Source organism: Acetobacter persici (assembly GCF_018256955.1).
Classification (GTDB): Bacteria; Pseudomonadota; Alphaproteobacteria; order Acetobacterales; family Acetobacteraceae; genus Acetobacter; species Acetobacter persici.
In genome coordinates this window covers 267,282-293,590 of record NZ_JAERKU010000001.1, presented here as the reverse complement: position 1 = coordinate 293,590, position 26,309 = coordinate 267,282, and the positions used below count along the sequence as shown (strand labels likewise).

General features: G+C 58.4%; 26 protein-coding genes. 7 read left to right on the top strand and 19 right to left on the bottom strand.

The genetic code is table 11. The features are described 5' to 3' along the window. Positions 1-20 precede the first annotated feature (20 nt). The 4 genes from JK199_RS01360 to JK199_RS01345 form a co-directional block, all read right to left on the bottom strand. Positions 21-1,532 carry an acetyl-CoA hydrolase/transferase family protein gene (locus JK199_RS01360; protein WP_212373218.1) on the bottom strand — a complete coding sequence of 504 codons (1,512 nt, stop codon included), beginning with the start codon at positions 1,530-1,532 and terminating at the stop codon, positions 21-23. Between the two features lie 248 nt (positions 1,533-1,780). Then, positions 1,781-1,969 (bottom strand): helix-turn-helix transcriptional regulator, encoded by a 189-nt coding sequence (locus tag JK199_RS01355; RefSeq protein WP_025827500.1) that lies wholly within the window; start codon positions 1,967-1,969, stop codon positions 1,781-1,783. Next, positions 1,966-2,337 carry a hypothetical protein gene (locus JK199_RS01350; RefSeq protein WP_212373216.1) on the bottom strand — a complete coding sequence of 124 codons (372 nt, stop codon included), beginning with the start codon at positions 2,335-2,337 and terminating at the stop codon, positions 1,966-1,968. Before JK199_RS01350 ends, JK199_RS01355 begins: the two co-directional genes overlap by 4 nt. A gap of 286 nt (positions 2,338-2,623) precedes the next feature. Next, on the bottom strand, positions 2,624-3,721 hold the full coding sequence (locus JK199_RS01345; protein WP_212373214.1) for a branched-chain amino acid aminotransferase: 1,098 nt from the start codon (positions 3,719-3,721) through the stop codon (positions 2,624-2,626). A gap of 213 nt (positions 3,722-3,934) precedes the next feature. Between JK199_RS01345 and JK199_RS01340 the strand changes: the two genes are divergently transcribed. Then, positions 3,935-5,398, top strand: a complete 1,464-nt coding sequence (locus JK199_RS01340; protein WP_212373212.1) for a protein adenylyltransferase SelO — start codon at positions 3,935-3,937, stop codon at positions 5,396-5,398. Between the two features lie 19 nt (positions 5,399-5,417). On the opposite strand, the gene JK199_RS01335 is transcribed toward JK199_RS01340, so the two are convergent. The 5 genes from JK199_RS01335 to JK199_RS01315 all read right to left on the bottom strand — a co-directional run bounded on the left by JK199_RS01335 (position 5,418) and on the right by JK199_RS01315 (position 9,520). Then, a complete protein-coding gene (locus JK199_RS01335) occupies positions 5,418-6,233 on the bottom strand; it encodes an ABC transporter ATP-binding protein (protein ID WP_212373210.1) in 816 nt (271 codons plus the stop codon). Next, positions 6,230-7,318: a FecCD family ABC transporter permease gene (locus JK199_RS01330; RefSeq protein ID WP_212373208.1), complete on the bottom strand. Its 1,089-nt coding sequence runs from the start codon at positions 7,316-7,318 to the stop codon at positions 6,230-6,232. The genes JK199_RS01335 and JK199_RS01330 overlap by 4 nt, the downstream gene beginning before the upstream one ends. Before the next feature lie 163 nt (positions 7,319-7,481). After that, entirely contained in the window at positions 7,482-8,018 is a 537-nt protein-coding gene (locus tag JK199_RS01325) for a hypothetical protein (RefSeq protein WP_212373206.1), read from the bottom strand. 106 nt (positions 8,019-8,124) lie between these two features. Continuing rightward, positions 8,125-8,964: an aminoglycoside phosphotransferase family protein gene (locus JK199_RS01320; RefSeq protein WP_212373204.1), complete on the bottom strand. Its 840-nt coding sequence runs from the start codon at positions 8,962-8,964 to the stop codon at positions 8,125-8,127. Between the two features lie 145 nt (positions 8,965-9,109). Further along, positions 9,110-9,520 carry a VOC family protein gene (locus tag JK199_RS01315; RefSeq protein ID WP_244984796.1) on the bottom strand — a complete coding sequence of 137 codons (411 nt, stop codon included), beginning with the start codon at positions 9,518-9,520 and terminating at the stop codon, positions 9,110-9,112. A gap of 378 nt (positions 9,521-9,898) precedes the next feature. On the opposite strand from JK199_RS01315, the gene JK199_RS01310 reads away from it, so the two are divergent. From JK199_RS01310 to JK199_RS01300, 3 genes are all read left to right on the top strand, one after another. Then, entirely contained in the window at positions 9,899-10,903 is a 1,005-nt protein-coding gene (locus JK199_RS01310; protein WP_212373578.1) for an RluA family pseudouridine synthase, read from the top strand. A gap of 370 nt (positions 10,904-11,273) precedes the next feature. Further along, entirely contained in the window at positions 11,274-12,161 is an 888-nt protein-coding gene (rpoH, locus tag JK199_RS01305) for an RNA polymerase sigma factor RpoH (protein ID WP_077931217.1), read from the top strand. Positions 12,162-12,185: 24 nt separating this feature from the next. Beyond that, the gene (locus tag JK199_RS01300; protein ID WP_212373202.1) at positions 12,186-12,803 is read left to right on the top strand and encodes a GNAT family N-acetyltransferase; all 618 of its coding nucleotides are present in this window, start codon (positions 12,186-12,188) and stop codon (positions 12,801-12,803) included. A 41-nt stretch (positions 12,804-12,844) separates the two neighbouring features. Here JK199_RS01300 and recJ read toward each other — a convergent pair whose 3' ends face one another. The 5 genes from recJ to JK199_RS01275 form a co-directional block, all read right to left on the bottom strand. After that, a complete protein-coding gene (gene recJ, locus JK199_RS01295; protein ID WP_244984795.1) occupies positions 12,845-14,680 on the bottom strand; it encodes a single-stranded-DNA-specific exonuclease RecJ in 1,836 nt (611 codons plus the stop codon). Positions 14,681-14,697: 17 nt separating this feature from the next. Continuing rightward, positions 14,698-15,699 (bottom strand): class II fructose-bisphosphatase, encoded by a 1,002-nt coding sequence (glpX, locus tag JK199_RS01290; RefSeq protein WP_025827517.1) that lies wholly within the window; start codon positions 15,697-15,699, stop codon positions 14,698-14,700. Between the two features lie 55 nt (positions 15,700-15,754). Next, positions 15,755-17,083: a homoserine dehydrogenase gene (locus JK199_RS01285; RefSeq protein WP_212373200.1), complete on the bottom strand. Its 1,329-nt coding sequence runs from the start codon at positions 17,081-17,083 to the stop codon at positions 15,755-15,757. Further along, a complete protein-coding gene (locus tag JK199_RS01280) occupies positions 17,080-18,309 on the bottom strand; it encodes an LL-diaminopimelate aminotransferase (RefSeq protein WP_077931221.1) in 1,230 nt (409 codons plus the stop codon). Before JK199_RS01280 ends, JK199_RS01285 begins: the two co-directional genes overlap by 4 nt. A 167-nt stretch (positions 18,310-18,476) precedes the next feature. Continuing rightward, a complete protein-coding gene (locus tag JK199_RS01275; RefSeq protein ID WP_244984794.1) occupies positions 18,477-19,547 on the bottom strand; it encodes a hypothetical protein in 1,071 nt (356 codons plus the stop codon). A gap of 188 nt (positions 19,548-19,735) precedes the next feature. Here JK199_RS01275 and JK199_RS01270 point away from each other — a divergent pair, with 188 nt between their 5' ends. From JK199_RS01270 to JK199_RS01260, 3 genes are all read left to right on the top strand, one after another. After that, a complete protein-coding gene (locus tag JK199_RS01270) occupies positions 19,736-20,419 on the top strand; it encodes an ATP-dependent Clp protease proteolytic subunit (RefSeq protein WP_025827523.1) in 684 nt (227 codons plus the stop codon). A 129-nt stretch (positions 20,420-20,548) separates the two neighbouring features. Beyond that, positions 20,549-21,553, top strand: coding sequence for a ferritin-like domain-containing protein (locus tag JK199_RS01265; RefSeq protein WP_086654916.1), 1,005 nt, complete (start codon positions 20,549-20,551; stop codon positions 21,551-21,553). A 202-nt stretch (positions 21,554-21,755) separates the two neighbouring features. Continuing rightward, entirely contained in the window at positions 21,756-22,310 is a 555-nt protein-coding gene (locus JK199_RS01260; RefSeq protein WP_212373198.1) for a hypothetical protein, read from the top strand. Between the two features lie 24 nt (positions 22,311-22,334). On the opposite strand, the gene JK199_RS01255 is transcribed toward JK199_RS01260, so the two are convergent. The 5 genes from JK199_RS01255 to pqqB all read right to left on the bottom strand — a co-directional run bounded on the left by JK199_RS01255 (position 22,335) and on the right by pqqB (position 26,276). Further along, positions 22,335-23,084 carry a DUF2987 domain-containing protein gene (locus JK199_RS01255; RefSeq protein ID WP_212373196.1) on the bottom strand — a complete coding sequence of 250 codons (750 nt, stop codon included), beginning with the start codon at positions 23,082-23,084 and terminating at the stop codon, positions 22,335-22,337. A 150-nt stretch (positions 23,085-23,234) separates the two neighbouring features. Next, complete coding sequence (gene pqqE, locus JK199_RS01250; RefSeq protein ID WP_244984793.1) at positions 23,235-24,341, bottom strand: pyrroloquinoline quinone biosynthesis protein PqqE; 1,107 nt, start codon at positions 24,339-24,341, stop codon at positions 23,235-23,237. Beyond that, the gene (pqqD, locus tag JK199_RS01245) at positions 24,338-24,628 is read right to left on the bottom strand and encodes a pyrroloquinoline quinone biosynthesis peptide chaperone PqqD (RefSeq protein ID WP_025827532.1); all 291 of its coding nucleotides are present in this window, start codon (positions 24,626-24,628) and stop codon (positions 24,338-24,340) included. The genes pqqE and pqqD overlap by 4 nt, the downstream gene beginning before the upstream one ends. Further along, positions 24,625-25,368, bottom strand: a complete 744-nt coding sequence (pqqC, locus tag JK199_RS01240) for a pyrroloquinoline-quinone synthase PqqC (protein ID WP_212373194.1) — start codon at positions 25,366-25,368, stop codon at positions 24,625-24,627. Before pqqC ends, pqqD begins: the two co-directional genes overlap by 4 nt. After that, positions 25,365-26,276, bottom strand: a complete 912-nt coding sequence (pqqB, locus tag JK199_RS01235) for a pyrroloquinoline quinone biosynthesis protein PqqB (RefSeq protein WP_212373192.1) — start codon at positions 26,274-26,276, stop codon at positions 25,365-25,367. Before pqqB ends, pqqC begins: the two co-directional genes overlap by 4 nt. Between the last annotated feature and the right edge of the window lie 33 nt (positions 26,277-26,309).

The following is a 26,309-nucleotide window of genomic DNA, read 5'->3' as shown; positions in this document are numbered from 1 at the left end:
CACACTCCTTGCAGGGGCGGTCAGCCCGCCATACGTCCTGTTTCTATATAACGCTGATGCCATGCAAGAGCGGAAGGAAGATGGTGCGGAATATGCTGCCCGAAGGAGTGTTTACGGGCCTCTTCAAAATAATCTTTCAGCAGTGGGCGAAAATCAGGGTGGGCGCAGTTTTTAATAATTTCCCGCGCTCGTTCTGCCGGTGCCAGCCCACGCAGATCTGCCAGCCCCTGTTCCGAGACGATAATCTGAACGTCCTGTAAAATATGATCAGTATGCGGAACCATAGGAACAAAAGCTGAAATTTTACCGCCTTTTGCACTGGAAGGGGAGACGAAGATGGACAGGAAGGCATTCCGCGCAAAGTCTCCTGATCCCCCAATACCATTCTGGATACGTGAGCCCATGACGCAGGTTGAATTTACATTCCCGTAGATATCCGCCTCAATCATGCCGTTCATGGCAATAATGCCCAGACGGCGTATCAGCTCGGGGCTGTTACTGATTTCCTGTTGCCTGAGGATGATTTTCTCACGGAAGAACGCTGCTTTTTCATTGATCCTCTGGGCGGCTTCCGGGCTGAGGGAGAAAGAAGATGCAGAGGCGACGGTCATGCGCCCGCTTTCAAGCATGGACAGCATGCCATCCTGAATGACTTCGCTAAAGCCGGTAAGATTCTCAAACTGACTGGCGTTGAGGCCTTCCAGAACAGCATTGGCAATATTGCCTACACCACTTTGCAGCGGGAGCAGAGAAGGGGGGAGGCGGCCCTGTCTGACTTCATGATGCAGAAAATCAAGAACATGGCCTGCAATTTTTCGGGCATTTTCATCCGGTTCTGCAAAAGGCGCATTGCGATCTGGCTCATCGGTGATGACAACAGCGGCAAGCCGGTCAAGATCAATAGGGAGTGTGCCGCTGCCAATACGGTCCCCCGGATGGCTAAGGGGGATGGAGTGTGTGTTGGGGGGCATACGGACATGCGGCCAGATATCATGAATACCGGCCAGTTCAGGGTTCTGCCATGTGTTGATTTCTACAATGATCTTATCGGCCAGCTGTGCCCATGTCGGGCTGTTACCAACGGAAGAGCTGAGAATAAGATGCCCTTCGGGTGTTACGCCGAGGGCTTCGATAATGGCAACATTCAGTTTTCCATACTGACCCTGCCGTGCCTTCTGCGCCACCTGCCCCAGATGGGTGTCGAGATAAAGGGTGCTGCCCTCATTGATGCGCCCGCGTAGCGTGCTGTCCCCATTGTAAGGCGACCGAAAGGCGATCCCGTTTGCCTGCGCCAGAGCGCCGTCCAGTTGCGGGCCGGTTGACGCTCCGGTTAACAGACGTATGGAAAACTCCTTTCCTGCAGCATGAGCAGCCGTAATGCGTCTGGACAGGGCCTCCGGTACCGCTTTGGGGTAGCCTGCGCCTGTAAAACCGCTGGTCGCTACAACGTCGTTATGGTGGATCAGGGTTGCAGCATTTTCCGCACTGGTGAGACGTGCGGAAAACGCTTCATTACGGATACGGTCTTTCATGGTGTTTTCTCATTGCAAGCTGCTGGTGCGCTGCATGATGGGAAAGTCACCGGGGCAATTGCAACGGGAATGATGGACCGAAAAAGAGGTATCTTGCGCCATATTGGGACATGCAAGCCCACATCTGAGTGTCGCTCTGCACCATTCCGTGTGATGCCGTCAGAAAAGGCCAGAACCAAGACAGGGTGCGCCGCCGGTATTTAATTTTAGCAAGCGGCGCACGTTAAAAAAAAGAGTGCCCACAGATTTCAGGAGTAAAATATTTCTTCTATGGGCAGGTTGAAGAATTTGGAAATTTTAAAAGCTAACGGCAGGCTGGGGTCATATCGCTCAGCTTCAATCGAATTGATTGTCTGACGACTGACACCAATGCGCTCCCCTAAGTCCTGCTGCGACAAATTATGCTTTAAACGCAGTTCGCGTATCTGGTTTTTCATTGGTAGCGCTGCTTAGATACAAAATATCCGATAGACCAGAGTATCGCCATAACAGGCCACACGCAGAACATGGAAAGTCTTGCAAATCCTGCGGTTTCTAAAAAGCCGTAGGAAAACGTGATAATGGCAGTTCCTGAAAAGGAAAACATTAAGCTTTCCGCCTGTATTCTTCTTTCAAGTTCATCAATGCGGCGGAAATATCGCATGATAATCAGCAGAAAGCAGGCGCCCGGTATCATAGGGAGCAAAGCAATAACAGGCTGCCATGCCGGACTGATGGCCAGATTGGCTCGTAGCCATGCTGCGGCCATGCAGGCGCACACATACAGAGTAATACATAAAGCCAGTTCTATCAGGTAGCGCTTCATGGCCTCTCTCAATTCTCGTGTGGATGTAAAGTCTGCTTTACATATACTGGATTGGAGAACGGAATGTAAAGCGTGCTTTACACGATTCGGCGAATTGCCGCACTTCGGCGGCATAAAGGAATAGCGTTAGCGGCGTTGCAGAAGTTTTTTGATGCCCGATGCCCGATGCCCGATGCCCGATGCCCGATGCCCGAATGATCTTAAAATATGAGCAGACACAAAAAATCCCGCCCGGACAAACATGCCGGGCGGGATTATGAAAAGGGTAGTCAGAAGTTAGGGAAAATCAGGAAACCCGTTTTACCCAACCGTGAGCATCATCTACGCGGCCATACTGGATATCGCAAAGAGCTTTGCGCAGGGCGGTGGTGACTTCCCCAGTTTTGCCGCCGTTAATGATGCAGGTACCTTCCGCACTTTTCAGGGTGCCGATGGGGGTGACAACCGCTGCGGTGCCACAGGCAAAAACTTCTTTCAGGTGGCCAGATTTTGCGTCGGCATAGAGCTGGTCAATGGCGTAGGGTTCTTCACGCACCGTCAGGCCTTTGTCCCGCGCCAGTGTCAGCAGGGAATCCCGCGTAATGCCGCGCAGAATGGTGCCTTCCAGCGGGGGGGTGAGGATGGTGCCGTCATCAAACACCATCACAATGTTCATGCCGCCCATTTCCTCAATCCATTTGCGTTCAATGGCGTCAAGGAAGAGTACCTGGTGGCAGCCGTGTTCCTTGGCTTCCATCTGGGCCGTCAGGCTTGCGGCGTAGTTGCCACCGCATTTGGCTTCACCCGTGCCACCGCGGGAGGCGCGCACTGTGCGTTCTTCCACCCACACGCTCACCGGGCCGGCGTCTTTGGAGAAATATTCTCCGGCGGCGCAGGCGATGACCAGAAATTTGAATTCAGCAGCAGGTTTCACACCCAGAGCGGCTTCCGTCGCGATCATGAACGGGCGGATATACAGCGTGCCGACGTCTGCCGCCGGAATCCAGTCTTTGTCGATGGTGACAAGCTGGGTCACGGCATCCAGAAACAGGTCTTCCGGAAGCTGCGCCATGGCCATACGTTCCGCGGAGTGGCGGAAGCGGCGGGCATTGGCATCCGGGCGGAACAGCAGGGCCTCACCATTGGGGGCGCGGTAGGCCTTCATGCCTTCAAAAATTTCCTGCGCGTAGTGCAGCACAGACGCGGCGGGGTCCAGCGTCAGCGGCTGGCGCGGCAGGATCTGCGGTGTGTGCCAGCCCTTGCCTTCCGTATAGGTTACAACAGCCATATGCTCGGAAAAGACGCGGCCAAAACCGGGGCTGGCAAGCAGCTCCGCGCGCTCAGCAGCGGGAACCCGGTCGGCTTTTGGCGTAATCTGGAAAGCGGTTCTGGTAGGGGTGCTCATAAGGTCTGGCGTCTCCGCGGCCTGCTGTGCAGTCTGTCTTTGCCTGCATTGACAGCGTTTGTTGCAAGGGTGGGGTTAAATAACATGATCATAAGTGTGTTGCCAGAGCGGGGCAGGTGTCCCCATATCTGCGTTCTCCAGATGGTCTGGCGGTTTTCTGCCTGTGAGACCCGGATCATTCCTGACTGGCTGTGATAACAGAAGGGCCTTTGCATGACCTCCTTTTCCCTCCGCCAGACGTACGGCCAGTTGCCGGAGCCGTTCCATGCCTCCGTGGCTCTTACGCCGGTCGCAGCCCCCCGGCTTGTCAAACTGAATGTGCCGCTGGCGCAGTCTCTGGGGCTGGATGCTGGCTGGCTTGCCGGACCGGAGGGTGTGGCCATGCTCTCCGGCTCTGCCATGCCAGAGGGCGTGCACCCGCTTGCACTGGCCTATGCCGGGCATCAGTTCGGCCAGTTTGTGCCGCGGCTGGGCGATGGACGGGCGTTGTTGCTGGGGGATGTGACGGATAGCAGCGGTCAGGTGAGGGAAATCCAGCTTAAAGGCTCAGGCCGCACGGCCTATTCCCGCCGGGGGGACGGGCGGGCTGCTCTGGGGCCGGTGCTGCGGGAATATGTGGTGAGCGAGGCCATGGCCGCTCTGGGTGTGCCGACAACCCGTGCGCTGGCGGCGGTTGTCACCGGTGAGCAGGTGATGCGGGAAACACCTTTGCCGGGTGCGGTGATTGCCCGCGTGGCGTCCAGCCACATCCGGGTTGGCACATTCCAGTTTTTTGCGGCCCGGCAGGATCGAGCCGGGCTGCGCACACTGGCCGATTACGCCATTGCCCGCCATTACCCTGACGCAGCGCATGCGTCGGCCCCGTATCTGGCGCTGCTGGAACGGGTGATTGCTGCGCAGGCGGATCTGGTCGCGCAGTGGATGCTCAAGGGCTTTATTCATGGCGTGATGAATACCGATAACATGGCTGTTTCTGGCGAGACGATTGATTACGGTCCCTGCGCCTTTATGGAACAGTATGACCCGACAACCGTGTTCAGTTTTATTGATGAACGGGGCCGCTACGCCTACGGCAACCAGCCGAGTATGGCGTTGTGGAACCTCACGCGGCTGGCGGAAGCGCTTTTGCCGCTGCTCGCTGAGGATGAAGAGCAGGCTGTTCCTGTGGCCCAACAGGCTCTGGCGACGTTTGAGCCGCGCTTTCAGGCAACCTATCTGGCAGGCCTGCGCGCAAAGCTGGGGCTGAAAACGGACCGGCCGGACGATACCGCTCTGTTCCGCAGCCTGCTGGAAACCATGCAGGAGGCGCAGGCGGATTTCACCCAGACATTCCGTGCTCTGAGTTCTGAGGGCGCGGTGAGCGGAGAGGGCGTGCCTGAACTTCTGTCAGCCTTCGGCCCATGGCTGGCACGCTGGCGGCAGCGTCTGGCGGAGGAGGAGGCGCAACCGGCCTCAGACCGTGCTGCGGCGATGCAGTGTGTGAATCCGGCGTATATCCCCCGCAATCATCTTGTGGAAGCCATGATTAAGGCTGCAGTGGAAGACGAGGATTTCTCCCGGTTTGAAGCACTGCTTGCCGTGTGCACCCACCCCTATGAGCACCAGCCGGGGATGGAGGCGTATGCCCGCCCGGCACAGGCTGCTGAACGGGTGCGTTATACGTTTTGCGGCACCTGATATGGGCAGGTGACTCTGCTCAGACAATCCCGTCTACACTGACGAACTTCCGGCCATCCGCGCCTGCTTCCACACGCGCCTGCACGCGATAAACATCGCGCAGCAGGTCCGGCGTCAGGACAGTGGCAGGCGGCCCGGAGGCGATAATTTGCCCCTGGTGCAGGATCGTCACCGCGTCCGTCATATTGAGTGCAATATTCAGGTCATGCAGCACCAGCACCGTGACAAGCTGGTGGGCGGCTGTTTCCCTGCGGAGAATATCCATCACCGCAAACTGGTGGTGCAGGTCCAGCGCGCTGAGCGGTTCATCCAGCAGGAGGGCTTCCGGCTTTCGGCTGAGCGCCTGCGCCAGCCCTACCAGTTGTCGTTGCCCTCCTGAAAGTTCATCCATGCTCTGCATGGCGAGATGCGGGATGCCAAAAAGCGAGAGACTGTCCAGCGCGGCCTGAACGGCATCAGCGTCCTGCACGCCGGAGGATGGGGAAAATCGTGCGTGGCCTGAGGTCTGGCGCGCTGCAATCAGGGCTTCCAGCACGGGCAGATGCACAGACGCTGGCAGCGCCTGAGGCAGATAGAGGCAGCGGGCAGTGCGGTCTGTCAGCGTCATGCGGGACAGGTCTGCCCCGTTCAGCGTGACGCTGGCGGAGGAAGGAATCAGCCCGGCGACGGCGCGCATCAGGGTCGATTTGCCGCTGCCATTTGGTCCAAGCAGCGCACAGACCCTGCCGGGTGGGAACGGGCCAGCCGTCACATTCTCCAGCACGGTGTGCTTCCCATACCGTACCGTGAGGTGCGTTGCGGTAAGGCCCGTTACAGAGGGTGCAGAGCCCTTCATGACAAATCACGCTGGCGCAGCACAATGCTGAGGAAAAACGGAATGCCGACGAGGGCCGTGACAATCCCTGTAGGAATAATGACGCCCGGAATCAGCACACGCGCCGTAACGGAGGACAGTGAGAGAATGAGGGCCCCCGCCAGCATACTGCCCGGCAGGTAAAACCGATGGTCTTCCCCCAGTAGTCTGCGGGCAATATGCGGGGCCACCAGCCCGACAAACCCGATAATCCCGACAAAGGAGACGGCAAGAGCTGACAGCAGACTGACCCGCAGCAAGGACCAGCGGCGCACCCGCGCCACATGGACGCCCAGACTGGCGGCGCGTTCCTCCCCCATGCGCAGAGTGGTCAGGCTCCATGCTGCCCGGAAAGAAAACGGCACGACCAGAGCCCCGAGCGCTGCGAGTAACCCGAGCTTGGGCCATGAGGTGCGCGTCAGGCTGCCCATGGTCCAGAAAACCAGCTCCTGCAAAGCGTCCTCACTGGCCATAAACTGCATGAGGGATACGAGCGCCTGAAACGTAAAAACCAGCGCAATGCCAAATAAAACGACCGTGCTGGTGCGGGCCTGACGCAGGTGGCCTACCAGATCAAGCAGAAAGACAGAGCCAACGGCGCAGATAAATGCGTTGCCGGCAATCAGCCAGCTATCCGGCAGGCCGGGAAGATGTAGCCCCAGCACAAGTGCAAGAGACGCGCCGAACGCTGCGGCCGCCGAGACACCAAGCGTAAACGGGCTGGCCAGCGGGTTGGCCAGAATGGTCTGCATTTCTGCCCCGGAAAGCCCAAGAGCCGCCCCGACACAGACCGCCATCAGCGCATAAGGCAGGCGGATCTGCCAGACAATAATCCGCTGACTATCCGACACTGTGGACGGGTGAAGCAGCGTGTGGAGGAGTTGTGCGGGAGAAAGCCCGGCCGGACCCAGAGAAAAATCCAGCAGGACCGAGACCAGAATAGCCCCGCCCAGAAGAGCCAGAAGTGTCAGCCGCCGTGCCAGCAAAGCCTGATAGGCCGCTCTGATCTGTGCAGGAGAGACCGTGGCGGGAGGGGGTAGCTGGCCGGGAGGGCTGGGAACGGTCATGACTTCAAAAGTGCGTCCGGCAACGGCCTTGTATCAGGCCGGGGCTACATGAAGGAGATCAGGCGTGTGCTTCTTTCTAGCACCCGTTTGGGGATGATCAAACTTTCAGCAAGGTCTGGTGGGGCTTGCGGGGTAAGGGCGAAAGATCCACCTGCCCATCCGCTTAGGCGGAAGGGCGTGCGACGGGCGGGTTTTCCCGCTTGAAGTGTAGGTCTCTGCGGATTGCGAGGGCTGAGGCGATCCAGAGCCCGCACGCGGAAGCAAAACCAGAAAGCATACCGCCGGAAGGTGCGGGTATAACAAGCCCGATCAGCCCGAAGACAATCAGTGCGCCGCCTAAAACATAAAATGCTGAGAACGGCGCGGCATAGGCAATGGGCAGAAAATGCAGCCCGACGATAAGCGCCATGACAGGTAGAAGAAGCTCGGGATGGTGCAGGTTTATAAGGATGTTGGCAGCAAGAAAAAGCCCGATGCCCTCACCAATGCTGCTCCATCTTATGGCCCTGCTACCGCGCTCTGAGGGGACAATTCCCTCACCGGGCTGGCGGATGGCATAAGCCGCAAAAAGGCCGATGAGTCCGAAAATGAGAAAGGGCGTGGCAAGCATCAGGCCGTGTTTGCCAAACTGCCAGTGCAGGGTCATGGAAGCGAAGAGCGCTCCAAAAAATCCCATAATGAGCGCACCGAAAGACCCCATCCCTGAACCTCGTATCGTTTTGGTAATAATATGTCCGGCTTTTGCCGAATGTCGAGGCCCGCGAGATGGTGGAAAGATCAAGATGTTCGGGGAGCGGAGGTGCTTTTTAACGGAGGGCTTCACCGGCCAGATGTACGACAGTCCGCTGCGTATTGGGAGCAAGCCCGGCTTCCATAAACCAGACTGCCGACAGGCCGCTCCATGCCTGTATCCAGTGCAGGAGCCTGACGGGTGCAAGCCCTGTGTAGGAACTGACCAGCCTGACGCGATTTTCAAATCTGTGTGGCACCGTGGCGTATGGACGCTTCGGGTCTGCAAGGTCCGGGTTCAGGAATAAGGCTGCAAAATCGGCTGTGCGTTCGCCCAGAAGGCCTTTTGGGTCGATTGCAAGCCAGCCTCGTGCGCCAAAGTCAAGAATATTGCCGTGATGGAGGTCTCCGTGCAGAGCAATCTGCTCCTGTGGGGTACTGAGCAGATTTTGCGCTTGAAGAGCACAGTTTTTAAGCCAGTCTGGTCTGTCGCACGATGGAGTGAGCAACGCGGAAAACCAGCTTTCAAGAGGGCGCAGACCTTTCCAGTGTGAGCGTGACAGTGCGTGCAAATTTTTCGCTGTGTTGGAGAGGTGTCGCGTCGCATCATCGTCCGATCCCGCGTAAACGATGTCTGCGAGTGTGCGGCCATTTACTGCTCTTTCAAGAAGCAGCGCAGAGTGATCATGCTCCATCACTGCGGCCGCACCGTGTCCATCCCACAGTGTCATGATGTGATTGCCCCGCAGTTCATCCGGGTCAGATGTTACTTTCAACATGGCCGGCAAACCTTTGCAGGTCACTGGGAGCAGACAGGATGTTGCAGTGTCAATCGGTGTGCCATCGCCCGTCAGATGCCAGCGCGCCATATAGGTGATGGCTGTCGAATGAAGGTTGGATTGCCGGGTGTCTGCCATGCCCCCAGTCTATCAGGCCTGTTGCATGGCGGCTATCGGCGGTGGCTTCACTAGGTCCGGAGACCGGGCAACGCGTTGCCCTCCTGCCTGCGTAGTGGAGCACAGGCAGGAGGCGTTTCCTCTGGTCAGGGGAAAGAGAGAAGAGTCAGGACAAAGCACCCTGATAACGTTCCTGAGGTTTGACGAGCGTCTCCGTCGCCACCTCAATAAAATAGCCGCCTTTTGCTTTCAGATAGAAAGCCCAGGCACCGTGGAAATTGCGCGGGGGCTGAAGCTCCCATCCCTCCGCACACAGACGGGCATAAAGGTCATCCACCACGTCACGGGATGGCTGGATGAAGCCGATATGCAGAGTGTCGAAGTCCTCAGGATAGACGAAGCCACCCAGCCGCTTCTCAAAATGATTTAAGATCAGCACGAGCCCGGCGTCATCCTGCATGATCACCATTTTATCGCCCCGGACGACCAGAGTTTGCAGCCCGAAATATCGTTCAAAGAGTGCCTGATCAGCGAGGACATCATGGCTGTAAAGATTAATATGATTCAGTTTCATCATCGTGCCTTTCCGTTGTGCGTGCAACGGACACAGATCGACCGTGGAGACAGGCATCCAGCCAGCCACAACCGACCACACGCGGGAGAAAACCCTCTCACGGTGTCCGGCCATGGTCAGGAACGGAAGTCTCCCGTTCAGGCGTGACTGTCTCAGAGAGACCGCAGGTTATCACCATACCTGCATCGCTGTCTTTTTAGGCAAACGCAGCTTGGCGCGCGGCGGGGATACGGGTCAAGCTCCATTTTGCCGTAACAGGCCGGGACCGCAGGCGCTGTTCTTGACGAGGCGCGGGATAAAAGGTTTTTACTCGCGCGGTCCCTCTGTGTTTTCAGGAAGTGTGGAATTTTGACGCAAACCGGCACGCCTACGCCCGATTCAATGCCTGCCGGGACGGATGCAGGGTCCTCTATGGTGTTTATCGCAACGGAGGAACAGGCCGGAGACCGGGTTGACCGCTTTGTTGCTGCACAGTCCGGCACGTTGTCCCGCTCACGCGTCAAGGCGCTGATTGAAGAGGGGCATCTGACCGGCAACGGGAAGCCCATTACAGAGCCAGCAGAGACCGTGCGGGCCGGAGTGACTTATGGGCTGACCATCCCGGCCGCCGCACCCGCCGTGCCGGAAGGGGAGCGCGTGGCGTTTGATGTGCTCTATGAAGACGCGGACCTGATTGTGCTCAACAAACCCGCCGGTCTTGTCGTGCATCCTGCGCCGGGGAATGAGACGGGTACGTTGGTAAACGGGCTGATCGCCCATTGCGGGGAAAGTCTGAAAGGCATTGGCGGGGAACGCCGCCCCGGCATCGTGCACCGGCTGGATAAAGATACGTCTGGACTGATGGTTGCCGCCAAAACCGAGCAGGCGCATCTGGCCCTGTCGGCCGATTTTGCAGCCCGGCGGATAGACCGGGCCTATCTCGCCTTTTGCTGGGGCTGCCCGCAGCCTGCGGAAGGGGAGTATGAAGGGGATATCGGGCGGGATAAGCGTGACCGTAAACGCATGACCATTGTGACCCACGGCGGGAAATGGGCGCTGACCCGCTATCGCACGTTGCAGGCGTTTGAGATGGGGGCTGCGCTGGTGCAATGCCGTCTGGCAACAGGCCGGACCCACCAGATCCGCGTCCATTTTTCTGCCAATAACCATCCGCTTATTGGAGACCCGGTTTATCTGCGGCGTATTCCGGCCGCGGCCAAAGGGCTTCCGCCTACCGCACGGGCTGCCGCGCTGGATTTCCCCCGTCAGGCGCTCCATGCGGCGCGTCTGGGGTTTACGCACCCCCGCACCGGGGAGCAGATGGCGTTTGAGGCTCCCATGCCTGAAGACATGCTGGCGCTGGGGGAGAGTCTGGGTCTGACACCGGGGAAAGTGATGATCATCTGACTGTTACGGAACCCTGTGCGGAAGGCTGCGTTCTATGAGGCGTGTCAGCTCTTTCTGTCCGGTTCCGAGTCTGTTCGTCCACATGGGAGTTCAATCCCTGTTATACAGAGGATGAACGGCGGTTTTCCCGGATTTTCTTGACAGAACGGTCTTTCCGGCGCACCGTCATCATCCCTTCTGAAATGCCCGCAGGGCTGCCGGAACGGATGTTTCTTCCCTCGTGCTGCCCATTCGGGGGGCGATGGAGGAAGACATAAATCCTTATCTGCTTATTAGCCGGAAACTCGCCTAATTCTGCGCAACGCACATCAGATTTTAACGGAACCTGAAGTGTTGCAGGGAGCTTTCCAGTTAAGAGGAGTGCTCAGTCATGGTCTCATCTGTCATCAATGTTGGTCCTGAAAACAATCTTTCAAGGTATTTTCAGGATATCCGCAAATACCCCATTCTCACCCCGGAAGAAGAACTCCGTCTTTCCCATTTGTGGAAGGATGAGGGCGATGTAAAGGCCGCGCACAAACTGGTGACGTCTCACCTGCGGCTGGTCGCAAAAATCGCCATGGGTTACCGGGGGTATGGCCTTCCGGTGAATGAACTCATCAGCGAGGGCAATATCGGCATGATGCAGGCCGTCCGCCGGTTTGACCCGGACAAGGGCTTCCGTCTGGCGACATACGCCATGTGGTGGATCCGTGCGGCTATTCAGGAATACATCCTGCATAGCTGGTCTCTGGTAAAAATGGGCACCACGGCTGCCCAGAAAAAACTGTTCTTCAATCTCCGCCGCCTGAAAGGGCAGATGCAGGCGATTGATGACGGGGATCTTCAGCCGGAGCAGGTGAACAAAATTGCCACCACGCTTGGTGTGTCCGAGCAGGATGTGGTGAACATGAACCGCCGCATGGCCGCACCTGACCACAGCCTGAACGCGCCGATGCGGGCTGATCAGGATAATGAATGGCAGGATCGTCTGGTGGATGATCAGGTCAATCAGGAAGAAACCTACGCGGAAAACGAGGAACTGTCTGGCCGTAAAGCCCTGCTTGCCAACGCCATGAACACGCTGAATGAGCGGGAGCGGCATATCTTTACGGAACGCCGCCTGACGGACGAGCCGTCTACGCTGGAAGATCTGGCTCTTCAGTATGGTATCTCGCGTGAGCGGGTGCGCCAGATTGAAGTCCGGGCTTTTGAAAAAGTTCAGGCCGCGATGAAGAAAGACGTTGAAGCCCGCCGAGGTGCGGCAAAGGAGGGCTGAGGCCCTCCTGAAAGACTCCTGTTTATGACGACGAAACGTGCCTTCCCTGAAGCGCCGGTCACTTTGACCGGTCAGCATGTTCAGCTTGTGCCATTGTCCCTGTCGCATCTTGAAGCTCTGCAACGCGCTGTGCAGGATGGCGAGCCGTGGAAGGTCTGGTGCACTTCCGTGCCCCGGCCTGAAGCCATGCAGGCTGATATTGAGCGGCGGCTTGACCTGCAAAAACGCGGCACCATGCTCCCCTATGCCGTCGTCAGCCTGCCTGAAAACCGGATTGTCGGCATGACGACCTTTATGAATATTGATAGAGCCGGACCACGCGTGGAAATTGGCTCTACATGGTATGCGGCCAGCGTGCAGAGAACAGCTGTTAATACCGAAGCCAAAAAGCTCCTTCTGTCTTACGCGTTTGACGTGCTGGACTGTCTGGCTGTGGAGTTCCGTACCCATGTGCTCAACCAGCGCAGCCGCCGGGCCATTGAACGGCTGGGTGCAAAGCTGGACGGAGTGTTACGCTGCCATCAGCGGCTGGCTGATGGCTCCCTGCGGGATACCTGTGTCTACAGTGTCACGGCCGCAGAATGGCCTGCCGTACGGAACCATCTGCACTGGTGTCTGACGGAAAAATATCAGCGGGCGTGAAAGCGCGATCCGCAGCACGCTGCGGATCACTCCTCACCCTTTCAGGCGCGGGCCGCGTCCTGAATAAAGAAGGTGGCGTCTGTACGCCCGTTCCATGTTTCTGACCGCAGATAGCCCGCCAGATGGATCGGCGGACGGGTGCTGTCTTCCAGCGCGATGGCCAGCGGATTATCATTCGCGCGGAACAGCAGGGCTTTCAGGCGGCCCCCATCCTGACTCTTGAGCAGCAGGCGGAGCGTATTGCCATCCCGCCCAATCCGGTCAGACCGGATAATCTGGGCGTGAGAGACAGCAATCAGCGGCTCCGCATTGCCTGCGCCAAACGGGGCCAGCATGGCAAGATTTTCCGCAAGCTCGACCGTTGCGCCCGAGACAGACAACGCGACATCCAGCGTAATATCCAGTGTATCCGGCAGGGCTGCCGCATCTGCCAGCCGTTCATCCAGAAAGGCATGAAAGCGTTCAATATTGTCCGCAGGCATCGAAAAACCTGCGGCCATGGCGTGGCCGCCCCCGGTTGTCAGCAGGCCAGCCTGACGGGCCGCAATAATAACCGTGCCCAGATCCAGACCCGGCACAGAGCGGCCTGAGCCTTTGATGGAGCCATCGTCCTGCTCTGCGCCAACCAGCGCGGGCCGGTTGAACTGTTCCTTGATACGGCCAGCCACAATCCCCACAACGCCGGGGTGCCAGTCCTTCCCGGCCAGCAAAATAACCGGATGTCCGGCTTCCCGCTGTTCGGCAGCCTGCGCCATAGCGCGGTCCAGTATTTCGGCTTCCACACCCTGCCTGCGGCGGTTTACCGCATCCAGCCGCTCGGCCATGGTGCGGGCGTCATGCGCGTCGGTGCAGCGCAGCAGGGTCAGGCCCAGTGCGGCCTCGGCAATGCGGCCGCCCGCGTTAATGCGCGGGCCGAGGGCAAAGCCGCAGGTGAAGGCATCTGGAGCTTTGGTCACACCGGCAATGTCCAGCAGTGCGTTCAGGCCGGTGCGCTGGCGGCGGGCCATGATTTTCAGCCCCTGTGTCACAAAGGCGCGGTTCAGCCCATGCAGGGGCATTACGTCACACACCGTTGCCAGAGCGACCAGATCAAGCTGACGCATCAGGTCCGGCGCAGGCTGGGCGTCGTGGAACCATCCGGCAGCGCGCAGATCGCGGCTCGTGGCAACAGCGGCCAGAAAAGCAAGCGCGGCTGCGCACACATGCCCAAGGCCCGACGTGCAGTCAGGCCGGTTGGGGTTTACGGTCGCCAGAATAGGGGGCAGCGCGTCTTCTGATTTGTGGTGGTCCAGCACAATCAGATCGGCTTTGTCTGTCAGCGCGCTCAGAACAGGCCCGGCAGCAGTGCCGCAATCCACACAGATAATGAGCGAAGCGCCGTGCGACACCAGCCCTTCCAGCGCAGGCACGTTCGGGCCGTAGCCTTCCGTCATGCGGTCTGGAATATGGGTATGGACGGTGCTGCCCAGCTCTTCAAAAAATGAGGCGAGGATGGCGGAAGCGCATGCACCGTCAACGTCATAATCGCCAAAAATACCGATTGTTTCGCCCTTCTGCACTGCCTGCGCCATACGGGCGGCGGCTTTATCCATATCCTGCAGGCTGGACGGATTGGGGAGCAGGGCGCGGAGCTTGGGGTCAAGAAAATGGGACGCCTGTTCCAGCGGGATGCCACGCAGCGCCAGAAGCCTGCCGACAATTTCCGGCAGGCCCGCGCGCTGCGCAATGGCGGCCCCCGTGCGCAGCAGGGCGGGGTTTTCAGCCCCGTCCCGCCACACCCAGCGGCGGCCTGTCAGGCTGCTTTCTACACCAAGGGCCGCACGGGCCTCTGGCATGGGGGGCAGGGTGTCCAGTGTGTCAGACAAAAGAGCCGTCATACCGGGGGAGGACCGCCTTATTGCGGGGTCCATGTTTTGGTTTTGAAGTTATGGTAGCCTTCAATAAACCGCACCGTGCCGGATTTGGAGCGCATGACCAGAGAATGCGTGACGGCATGGTTCGGATACTGATGGATGCCCTTCAGCAGCGTACCGGATGTCACCCCGGTTGCGGAGAACAGCACGGAACCAGCCGCCAGATCATGCAGGCCGAGTTTGCGATCCGGGTTTTTGCCGGGGTTCATTTTCTGGGCGCGTTCACGCTGGCTGTCATCTTCAAACAGCAGGCGGCTCTGCATCTGGCCGTTGACGCAGCGGATAGCCGCAGCCGCCAGAACGCCTTCCGGCGCGCCACCGGACCCTGCATAAATATCGACCTGACTGGTGTCCAGACAGGCGGCAATTGCGCCCGCAACGTCTCCGTCCGTCAGCAGACGGACGCGCGCACCGGCTTCCCGCGCTTTGGCAATCAGTTCTTCATGCCGTTCACGGTCCAGCGTGCAGAGAACGAGGTCCCGCACTGCCTTGCCCTTGGCTTTAGCCAGATTGCGCAGATTGTTTTCAATGGAGGAATCAAGGTCCACAACGCCGTCCGGCAGGCCCGCGCCGACAATAATCTTGTCCATGTAGACGTCCGGCGCATGCAGGAAGTTGCCGCGTTCGGCCAGAGCCACCACGGTAATGGCGTTCGGCATGTCCTTGGCGCACAGGTTTGTGCCTTCCAGCGGGTCCACGGCAATATCCATGGCCGGGCCACCCGAACCGACTTTCTCACCGATATACAGCATCGGTGCTTCGTCCATTTCGCCTTCACCGATCACGACGGTGCCATCAATGGCTACGGTGTCAAACGCCGTGCGCATGGCCTCAACCGCAGCACCATCGGCGTCATTTTTCTTGCCCCGTCCCGTCCAGTGGGCAGAGGCCAGCGCAGCGGCTTCCGTGACACGGACCAGTTCAAGGGCAAGGTTACGGTCGGAAACCACAAAACTCGGGATCGGATCGTTCGCGTCAGACATTCTGGAAGTCATCCTTTATTGTTTTTAGGCCGGGCTGGGCTGTCTCGGCAGAAGCTCAGTCCGTTTCAATCCGGATCATCACCGGTGTATCCGTCACAACATCCAGACCATCAATGCGTGTGACGGCCTCCTGCATGGCGGCTTCGGACGTCTGATGCGTCACCAGCACCAGCGGTACATACGGGTCAGCATCATTCTGCTCCGGTGTATGCTGCAACATGCTGCGGAGCGAAACGCCACAGTCACGCAGAACAGCCGTGATATCCGCAATCACACCGGGGCGGTCTTCCACCAGAAGGCGCAGATAGAACGCGCCAGTGCCTGCGGAAACCGGGTTAGCCTGTAAAGGAGGCGTATCTGTGGCCTGCACACCCCAGACAGGGATGGTATGGCCACGCGCAACATCAATCAGGTCTGCTGCAACGGCGCTGGCTGTTGGGCCAGCACCGGCACCGCGCCCTTCAATCATCAGGCGGCCTGCAAAAGCGCCTTCTGCCACCACGGCGTTAAACACGCCGTCCACCTGCGCGATGGGCGCGTTTTCCGGCACAAGGCAGGGGGTGACGCGGGCTTCAAGTCCCGCCTCGCTCATGCGGGCCATGCCCAGCAGCTTGATGCGATAGCCCAGCGTGCGGGCAAAGGTGAGATCCAGCGCGCCAATGCGGCGGATACCCTCAACATGCAGGGATTCAAAGGCAACAGGCTGCCCAAAGGCCAGACCCGCCAGAATTGTTAGCTTATGCGCAGCATCCAGACCGTCAATATCGGTAGACGGATCAGCTTCGGCGTAGCCGAGTTGCTGGGCATCAGCCAGAACGGTGCCGAAGTCCTTCCCGGTTTCCCGCATTACCGTGAGGATATAGTTGCAGGTGCCGTTCAGAATCCCGCCAATGCGCAGCAGGCGGTCTGCCGCCAGCCCTTCACGCACCATCTTAATGGCCGGAATCCCGCCAGCAACAGCCGCTTCAAACAGCAGAGGGGCAGATTTTTCAGCACTCAGGCGGGCAAGGGCCGGTCCATGAATGGCCAGCAAGGCCTTGTTGGCGGTAACAACGGGCTTCCCGGCAGCAAGGGCGGCTTCCACCACGGCGCGCGCCGTGCCTTCCGCACCGCCAATCAGTTCGACCACCACATCCACATCCGGGTCAGCCACCAGATCAGGCGCGTTATCGTACCAGCGCATGCCGGACAGATCGACCCCGCGGTCCCGCGTGCGGTCCCGCGCGCTGACGGCGGTCACTTTCAGCGGGCGGCCTGCCCGCGCTGTGACCAGATCGGCGTTGGTGGCCAGCAGACGGATAACGCCTGCGCCAACTGTGCCGAGACCAGCAATGCCGAGGCGAAGAGGGGCAGACTGGGGAGAAGTGGGGGAAGAAGACGTCACGATTCAACAGACTCCGGCTTGCTGGCGGAAGCAGGGGGTGCCTTGACCCCATGCGCAGAAAGAAAACCACGAATAGCACGGGTGGCCTGACGCAGGCGCTGGGTGTTTTCCACCAGCCCGATACGCACAAAACCTTCCCCATGCTCACCAAACCCGAGGCCGGGGGCCACGGCCACCCCGGCTTCCTTGAGCAGGAGTTTGGAGAACTCCACGCTGCCCATTTCACGGAACGGCTCAGGGATGGGGGCCCATGCAAACATTGAGCCTTCCGGTGAGGGTACGTTCCAGCCCCCGGCATGCAGCCCGCGGATCAGCACGTCCCGGCGTTCTTTATACAGGGCGCGGATATCGGCCACACAGTCCTGCGGTCCGTTCAGCGCCGCGACCGCCGCGACCTGAATAGGCGTAAAGGCCCCGTAATCCAGATAGGATTTAATGCGGGTCAGGGCGGCAACCAGCCGCTCATTGCCAGCGGCAAACCCCATGCGCCAGCCTGCCATGCAGTAGGTTTTGGAGAGGGACGTAAATTCGACCGCAATATCCTTTGCACCCGGCACAGCCAGAATGGAGGGCGGCACGAGGTCCCCAAAATAGATTTCCGCATAAGCGAGGTCAGACAGGATGAAGATTTCTTCCCGCCGGGCAAACGCCACCAGTTCCTTGTAAAAATCCAGATCAGCCAGATAGGCCGTGGGGTTGGACGGAAAATTGACAATCAGCGCCGTCGGTTTGGGCACGGAATGGCGCACGGCACGCTCCAGCGCCCTCAGCATGGTATCATCCGGGGTGGCGGGAATGGAACGGACGGACGCTCCGGCAATAATAAAGCCGAACTGATGGATGGGGTAGGAGGGGTTGGGCACCAGAATGGTGTCACCGGGGCTGGTAATGGCAGAAGCCAGATTAGCCAGTCCTTCCTTGGAGCCCAGTGTCGCGATGACTTCCGTGTCGGGGTTGAGCTTTACGTTAAAGCGGCGCTCATAATATCCGGCCAGAGCCTTCCGCAGGCCGGGAATCCCTTTACTGACGGAGTAACCATGCGCGCGGGGGTTCTGCACGCTTTCAATCAGTTTTTCCACAATATGCGGCGGGGTCGGGCTGTCCGGGTTGCCCATGCCGAGATCAATAATATCCTCGCCCCGCGCTCGGGCTGCCGCTTTGGCCTGATTGACTGAGGCAAAAACATACGGCGGCAGGCGGCGGATACGATGGAATTCTTCGGTCATGGACTTCAAATGCCCTTGGTGGGAAAGGGGTCAGACCCCGCACGATTGCGGGGAAAAACATAGTAATGGCAGAAACGGAACAGGCAACCGCCCCGACCGGATAATCTGTTGTGCGCCATCAGATTATCCAGCCAGATTATTGCGCGGGCCTGATCATAAGGTGGGGGTCAGGGCGTGGTGGCGATGCGCGCTCCCATACCAAAGGCATCCCCCCGGATATGGATGGCGGAGGCCGGAACCTTCAGGTCAATGAGTTTTTTGGCGATATTCTGGGCGCGCAACAGCCCGAGCTGCACCGCATCGGCCTGAGCCTGAGCATCAAGGGAGGCTGCCGAGCCAAAGCCCCGGACATAAAATGGGCCGTGGGGTGTTTTAGTCACCAGTTTTGCAAACGTATCATCCTGCCCGGAGGAAATCTGGTCAGACTGCGGAACACAGTGAATAGCCGTGCCTTTGGCGTCAGACAGATCATAATTCGGGCGCACAGCATCCGGCAGATATGCGTCGGACGGGATGTTGAAGCCGGGGAAGGAAGGCGGGGCCGGTGGCCCGGAGGGAATCTGCGGAATGGCGCTGGCCGGGGTCGGCGGGGTCTGCGCAGTGGTTTTTACGTCCGGCATCCCGATTTCCGGCATGGCGACTTCCGTCTTGCCCTTGCCTGCGTCTTTCTTTTTATCTGCGCCAAAAAGGCCACCGGTTGAGGGTGCGCTGGTGGACGGAAGTGCGGGCTTGTTGAGTTTATCTGCCGCCGCTGTCGGGGTGGCCGGTTGCGGAGGCGGGGCGTCGGCCGCATCCATAATGGCCCCTGCAGTCCCTTCCGGAAGGGTTGCGGGCTGTGCGGCTGTGGTTCCGCTCCCGTTTCCGGCCTGCGGTGTTGCCGCCGGTTTGGGGGCTGCTGCGGCACCGGGCGGCGGCGGGATTTCGGGCATCAGAGTGCCGTTGGCGGCCACGGTGCGGTACATCAGATTCCGGTCACGGATCATCTGCTGCGTGATCAGCGCACGCGCCTGAGGGGAGGGCATGTCCGGCGTTGTGGTGGGGGTCAGGCCCACATGAGGGTATGGGTCATAAATGCCGGGCGGCGGCGGGCGTTGTGAGGCAATTACGCCGCCGCGCATATGCTGCATCCATCCAAGCGTCGTATCGACGGGGTCTTTATGGCTGCAACTTGTCAGGCAGAGCACGCCTGCTGCAACCAGCACTCCGGAACGGAACGGACTGCCGGACTGAAAGGCCATGGAAACACGGTGCCTTAAAGGCCGGTCCTGTTCGGGGCACGCTTGTTGCATGACGTGAGGGTTGCTCCGCTGGCAGAGTGAAAAACAGGGTGCACTCTACCCTCTTCAGATCGTTGTGGCGAGATAGGGGATCACCCTCGCATGATTGCCCCTTGGCAGGGGCGCGCAGGCAGAGCAGGATAAGAGACATGAACAGAGACACAGAACATGCGGAGACTGGCATGACGGGCATTTCCCCCTGCGACCCTATCCGGCTGGATGATGATACTCCGGACTCTCCGGACGCACCGGAAAAAGAAGACGCCAAAACCCCGGCCGCCCCGGAAGGGGAGCTGGAAAGCAAGCTGTTCAAACAGCGCAAAGTCCTGATTTTTGGCGGGATTAATGACAAGGTTGCGCGTGATGTCACCGCACGCCTGCTGGCGCTGGCCGGTGAATCGGACAAGCCGATTGATGTGTACGTCAACTCACCCGGCGGCCATGTGGAGAGTGGTGACACCATCCATGACATGATCCGGTTTGTCGATTCGGTGGCTCCGGTCAACCTGATCGGGACGGGCTGGGTGGCATCTGCCGGTGCGCTGATTTTTGCCGCAGGCCATAAGGACCGCCGCTTCTGCCTGCCGAACACGCGCTTCCTGCTGCATCAGCCGATGGGCGGGGTGCGTGGCCCGGCTACCGATATCGATATTGAAGCGCGTGAAATCATCAAGATGCGTGAGCGTCTGAACCGTCTTTTTGCCCGGGAGACAGGCCAGCCGTACGAAAAGATCGTCAAGGATACGGACCGCAACCACTGGATGGCTGCGAAAGAAGCAATTGAATATGGTCTCGTGACTAAGATCATTTCGAAGCTTTCCGACATCCACTAAACGGAAGACCCGCGCTCCTCTCTCCCTGCGGGGGGAGGGGAGCCAGTTTGTTGTCCCGGGTCCTGCGTTATCCGCTTCTGCCAAGGCAGGGGCGGGTGGCGCAGCACCCCAGTAAACGGGTTCCTGCCAATGGGTTCTCTAAGCGATATCTATTCCCGCCTGCCTGACAGTGTGGATGATCTGCCTCCGCCGCCCGATAACGCGGCCGTTGTTGAGGCTGATTACAAAGCCCGCCACTGGGTCAGCCCCCTCAAAGGCCCGCTGAAGCCGGGGTCGGACGCGCATAAAAAGGCCATTGCGGCCATGTTCCGCGAGACCTTTAATCCGTACCGGCCCTCCGTGATTGACTGGCCGAAGCTGGACCCGGAAACCCTGCACCGCATTACCTCCCTGCCAATCTGGGATATTGCTGTGCAGACCGAAGGCAAGGCCCGCCTGCGGATGGCGGCATATGCCCGTCTGGTGACTGATCCGGATATCAAGGACGCCATTTCCCGCAATGCGTGGGAAGAAAACCGGCATAAGGAAGTTCTGTCCAAGCTGGTTGAGGCCTATGACATCAAGATGGCCCCGGAGCCGCCTTATGTTGAGCCAAAAGATGTGGAATGGGCCTACCTTGTCACCGGGTTCTCCGAATGTGTGGATAGCTTCTTCGCGTTTGGTCTGTTTGAACTGGCACAGCGGTCCGGTTTCTTTCCGCCGGAACTGATCGACACGTTTGAACCTGTTATGCAGGAAGAATGTCGTCACATCCTGCTGTTTGCCAACTGGCTGGCCTGGTACCGGGCCGTTATGCCCTGGTGGCGTCGCCCGTTCTTTGAAATGAAGGTCTGGGCTGTCTGGGCGTTCCTTGCCTATGAACGCATGAGCCTTGCTTCCTCCGTGGATGATAAGGGTGAGGTCCATACGCAGGACAACAACTTTACCGTCACCGGCGCCAAAGACATTGCGGACATCCAGTTGAATCTGCCGGACTTTATGGATTTGTGTCTGGAAGAAGATGAGCGCCGCTTTGCGGGGTATGATGCCCGCCTGCTGCGCCCCACAACGGCCCCGGCCATTGCACGGGTGATCCGTGACGTTGGCCGTGGCTGGCAGTTTGTTTCCGGTCTGGTTCGCGCCAACCGTCGCTGAGTACCGTTTTACCGTTCGCGGGCGGAAGAGGATCTCTTCTGCCCGCGCACTCTTTGAGCGCGGTAAGAGAATATTTTGCGTTTCAATTAAATTTCCAGAGACACGCAGTTAATTTTTATTTTCTTTATATCATTCCGAATCCAATATGAATTAATATGCTGAACATTTTTGGGAGTCATATTTTTTAGCGCAGGAGAGAGGCGTGGCTCTGTTCAGAAATGGTGATGCCTGCATTTTTTCTCTTTCTCCCAAATTAAAGAGAAACCAGAAGCCATATAGTTTCTTACTGAGTAAAAATCAGGGAAAGATTTTTACGGTGAGTGCTCCTGTTTTTGCTCTGATTGCGCTCATAAATTTTTTTGGGCTGATTTTCTATACCCTGTCTGAGATTTTAACTGAAAAAGCGCCGAATGAACTGATCTTGGTCGTGTCAGTTTCTGTCGCATTGTTCACATTTTTTTCTTATTACTTTCTATTTTTATGGATCAGGACGTCGGCATCAATCTGCCGTGCGTCACAGACTCTGGAAAACTTTCGTGTCGATAGATGGATATCACTCTCTTTATATAGTGGATCTTTGTCGGCACTACTTACGCCACTCTTTGCTCTGGCCAGAATGAAAGAGTTTTCTATTTTTCATGCAGATGAAGATATTCTGACGAAAATTCTAAAGCTGGCACTGATCCTCATGGTGTCTCTGATGGTGTATTACTGTGGGTATATGATAAAAAACATATGGTCAGAAGATAAGGTATAGTTCCTGAGTGTGGGAATGCCGCAATCAGGATTTACGCTTCATCTTAGCATGTGGATCAAGCGGGATTTTTACAAGAATTTTGCTGAAGGCTCTGGTGCTCCGGAACAGCGTGCTGCGGGCGTAATCCTGTGGCCTGAAAACAAAATTTTGCGGCGTATCGCTCTGGTTATCCAGTAAAAGCTGCGTCTGGTCAGCATTAACAGCTTCCAGCCTGCTATGCGGTGCGACTGAGGCAATCAGCCGATGTGCGTCTGGCAACATGAATGCAACAATCACCCCGACAATATCTTCCATGCAGTTATTAAGCTGCCGGAGCCAGTGGCGCGCCTGTGCATCCGTAAACTGGTCCGGTTGCGGGGGGCTGACAGCAATCTGGAATGTAAACCCAATAAAGGATTCTGCGGGCAGATTGGCCATTAAGGGCGGATTTTCTGCCCAGAGAGCTTCTGTCAGAGGCACGGTCAGTTCATCATTATCCGCGTTGAAGAGCGGGATGGCACCGTTTTTTGTTTGCAGATGCAGGCCGGAGGCTTTCAGCGGGGCATCCTGCGGCTGAAGTCTGCCCAGAACATGCAGGGACAAATTGGCGCGGTCCTGCTCGGGCAGCGCATTAAAGCGCCGGAAGACCCGTGCGACAGCCTGATAGGTCTGTACAGTAACAGGCCGTGTGGCATGAACTTCTATGTCTTCAGGCTGAAGCGTTTCCGCGTGTGCCTGTTGGAAAGCGGTCAGATAGCAGGTTGCCAGAAGCCAGAAAAAACCGTGTTTGCGCATAGAAATCCGCCTTGCGGTGTCAGAAAACCCCTTAACTCATACAGGCAGACTTTGCGCAACGCATGGGAAATTCTTTTGCCTGTCAGGCTAAGGCGTTCTGGGTACACGGGTGCATGCAGGCGGTTTGGTGTTGCAGAAGGCTATCCTCAGTCAGGGGGCGTTGCTGTAGCGCCGGTAGCGGAATTCCGGCGGGGTCGCTGGCCGTGCTGCAATGGCCTGTTCTATCCGCTGGTGGGCCGGAGCGCGATGGCAGACAGGGTCCGTTGCACTTGCTTGTCCGGCCAGTGCAAGGGCCTGACAGCGGCAGCCACCCCAGTCCTCTTCCTTAAAGGCACAACTCTGGCACGGTTCCGGCATCCAGCCTGTACCGCGAAACAGGTTGAACAAAGGTGAGTCCTGCCAGATTGCCTCCAGCGAGTCCTCCGTCACTGTGGGAAAGGTCAGGCCCGGAATAGTTTCTGCCGCATGGCAGGGCAGAACCTTGCCGGAGGGTGAGATATTCAGAAAACGCTGCCCCCAGCCGCCCATACAGGGTTTGGGGCGCTCGGCGTAGTAATCAGGCGTTACAAAATCAATCGCAATCCGGTTGCCAAACCGTGTGCGGGCAGCGGCTACCGCCTGTTCCGTGGCGTCCAGTTGCGCACGGTCTGGCAGCAGGGCATCGCGGTTCAGCAGGCCCCAGCCGTAATACTGCGTATGGGCAATTTCCACCCGGCGTGCGCCAAGCTGCTCAGCCAGATCCAGCATGGCCGGAACGCGCTCTGCATTTTGCCGGTGAATAACAAAATTCAGGGTAAGGGGCAGGCCGTCTTCAACAATCAGACGTGCTGCTTCCAGCTTTTTGGCCTGTGCCCCGGCCATGCCGCCAATCCGCTCACCTTCCTGCGCGTCCGCATCCTGAAAAGAGAGCTGGATATGGTCCAGCCCGGCTTCGGAAAGGCTTTTCAGGCTGTCACGGGTCAGCAGCACACCAGATGTAATCAGGTTGGTGTAAAGTCCCAGAGAGACCGCATGGCGGACCAGATCAGCCAGATCTGGCCGGGCCATGGGTTCTCCGCCGGAAAAATGCACCTGCAAAATCCCCATCGCGGCAGCTTCATCGAGCACGCGCATCCATGTTGCCGTATCCAGTTCGCCGGCACGCGGGTCGAGCCGGAGTGGGTTGGAACAGTAAGGGCATTGCAGCGGGCAGCGATGCGTCAGTTCCGCCAGCAGGCTCATGGGGGGCGGGGCTTTAGGTGCGCCGGGGACTGTCATGCCAGCAGCAGAACCTGTTTATCAGCCAGATCCTGCGTCATGCTCATAACGTCCTGTGTAATGACATCACGCGGTGCGGAAAATTTTTCCGTCAACTGGTCAATAATCTGGCCCAGAGAGCGCTTGCCATTCACCAGTTGCAGAATTTCCGCGGCCACGGCATCCGCCAGAAAGGCGCGCTCGGGGGCCTGCACAAACCATTGTTCACGCACGCGGTCGTACTGGAGGCGGGTGCCACGGGCAAAACGCGGCACGCAGGTTTCTTCTCTGATGGTCGCGATTGTCATGCAGCGCTCTCAGCCGGACGAAACGCCCCGGGTGGAATACGGGCCGGAGTGACGTAGGCGTAATCCAGCGCATCCAGCATGGACCACAGAACACCACATTTAAACTTCAGGGCACCCAGCACGGCCTGCTGTTCAGCCACTGTGCGGGCATGCTCCTTTACATAAGCCAGAGCAAAGGCGGAATCCTGCGGGGCCTGCGTCAGGCGCGGCGCAAAATAAGCCAGCGTTTCTTCCGTAATAAACGGATAGTTCCGCAACATGCCGGACACCCGCTCACTAATAATGGTGGGGGAGAACAGCTCTGTCAGAGAGGACGCAATGGCTTCCAGAATGGAGCGTTCACGCACAAAATGCACATAGGCTTCCACCGCAAAGCGGGTGCCGGGCAGCAGCCCATCCAGAGACTCGACATACGCCCGGTCCAACCCCAGACCATCAGTCAGTTTGAGCCAGCGGGCCACGCCGCCCGTGCCGGGCTCCGTGCCATCATGGTCAATCAGCCGGCGGCGCCATTCCCGGCGCAGTTCCGCAGTTGGCAGGCGGGCCAGAAGGGTCGCGTCCTTGGCGGGGATGCTGGCCTGATAATAATAGCGGTTGAGCGCCCAGGCTTGTACCTGCCCCTTTGTCAGCTTCCCGTCATGCAATGCACGGTGGAAAGGGTGCAGGTTATGGTAGCGTTCAGCGCCAATGGCCCGCAGGGCGGCTTCCAGATCTTCGGGGGAAAGCAGCCGGTCTGTCATAGTGTAATCCTCATGCCATCATAGGCGACATCCCATCCGGCCTCTTCGGCCTGCTTGCGTTCAGGCGTTTCGGCTAACAGGATTGGGTTGGAATTATTGATGTGGATCAGCACTTTGCGGCCCACATTCAGGGTGCGGAACGCGGCGATTGTTCCGTCCGGTTCGTCCGCAATGGACATATGCCCCATGCGGTGGCCGGTTTTAGCCCCCAGACCGGCCCGGACCATTTCATCATCCGTCCAGAGGGTGCCGTCAAAAAACACGACGTCGGCCCCGTTCAGGCGTTCCCGCAGGGCGTCCGTCATCATGGCGCAGCCGGGAATGAACAGGGCGCGATGCTGGCCGTCCGTGATGTCCAGCCCGATGGTCTCGCCATTATTCATAATTTCAGCCGGATTCTCCCCGCGTTCCGCATAAAGCGGCACCTTGCCGGGCACGGAAAACGGTGTGATGCGCAGATTGCCCGGCATGAGGGAAAGCGGCTGGTCCAGCGCCATGGTCTGGCGCGGGACTAACGTGCGGTCCAGCGCATCAAAAATCGGGTTGGCATCCAGTTGCGCCAGAACCGAAGCTGTTGCGTACAGCCCGTATGCCTGCCGTTCCCGCATGGTCAGGAGGCCGGTAATGGCGTCAATTTCGCCACTAGTCAGAACCACACCGGCAATAGGGGTGGAGCGCAGACCATTTTTGGGGTGCAAGGCCGGAGTCTGGTTGATCTGCGTCCGCAGATCAGGGGAGGCGTTGAGGATGAACCAGTGCTCACCATCTCCGCTGACGGCAAGAGACGCCTGTGTGCGGGCCGGGGCGTTCGGGTCTCCGGCGCGGGCGCGCTGGCAGCCGGGTGCATTAGAGTTCCACTGAGGGAAGCCGCCGCCTGCGGCAGCGCCTAGAACAAGAAGATCAAGCATACGCGGCTTTTTAGAAAATAAATGCCGCCAGAG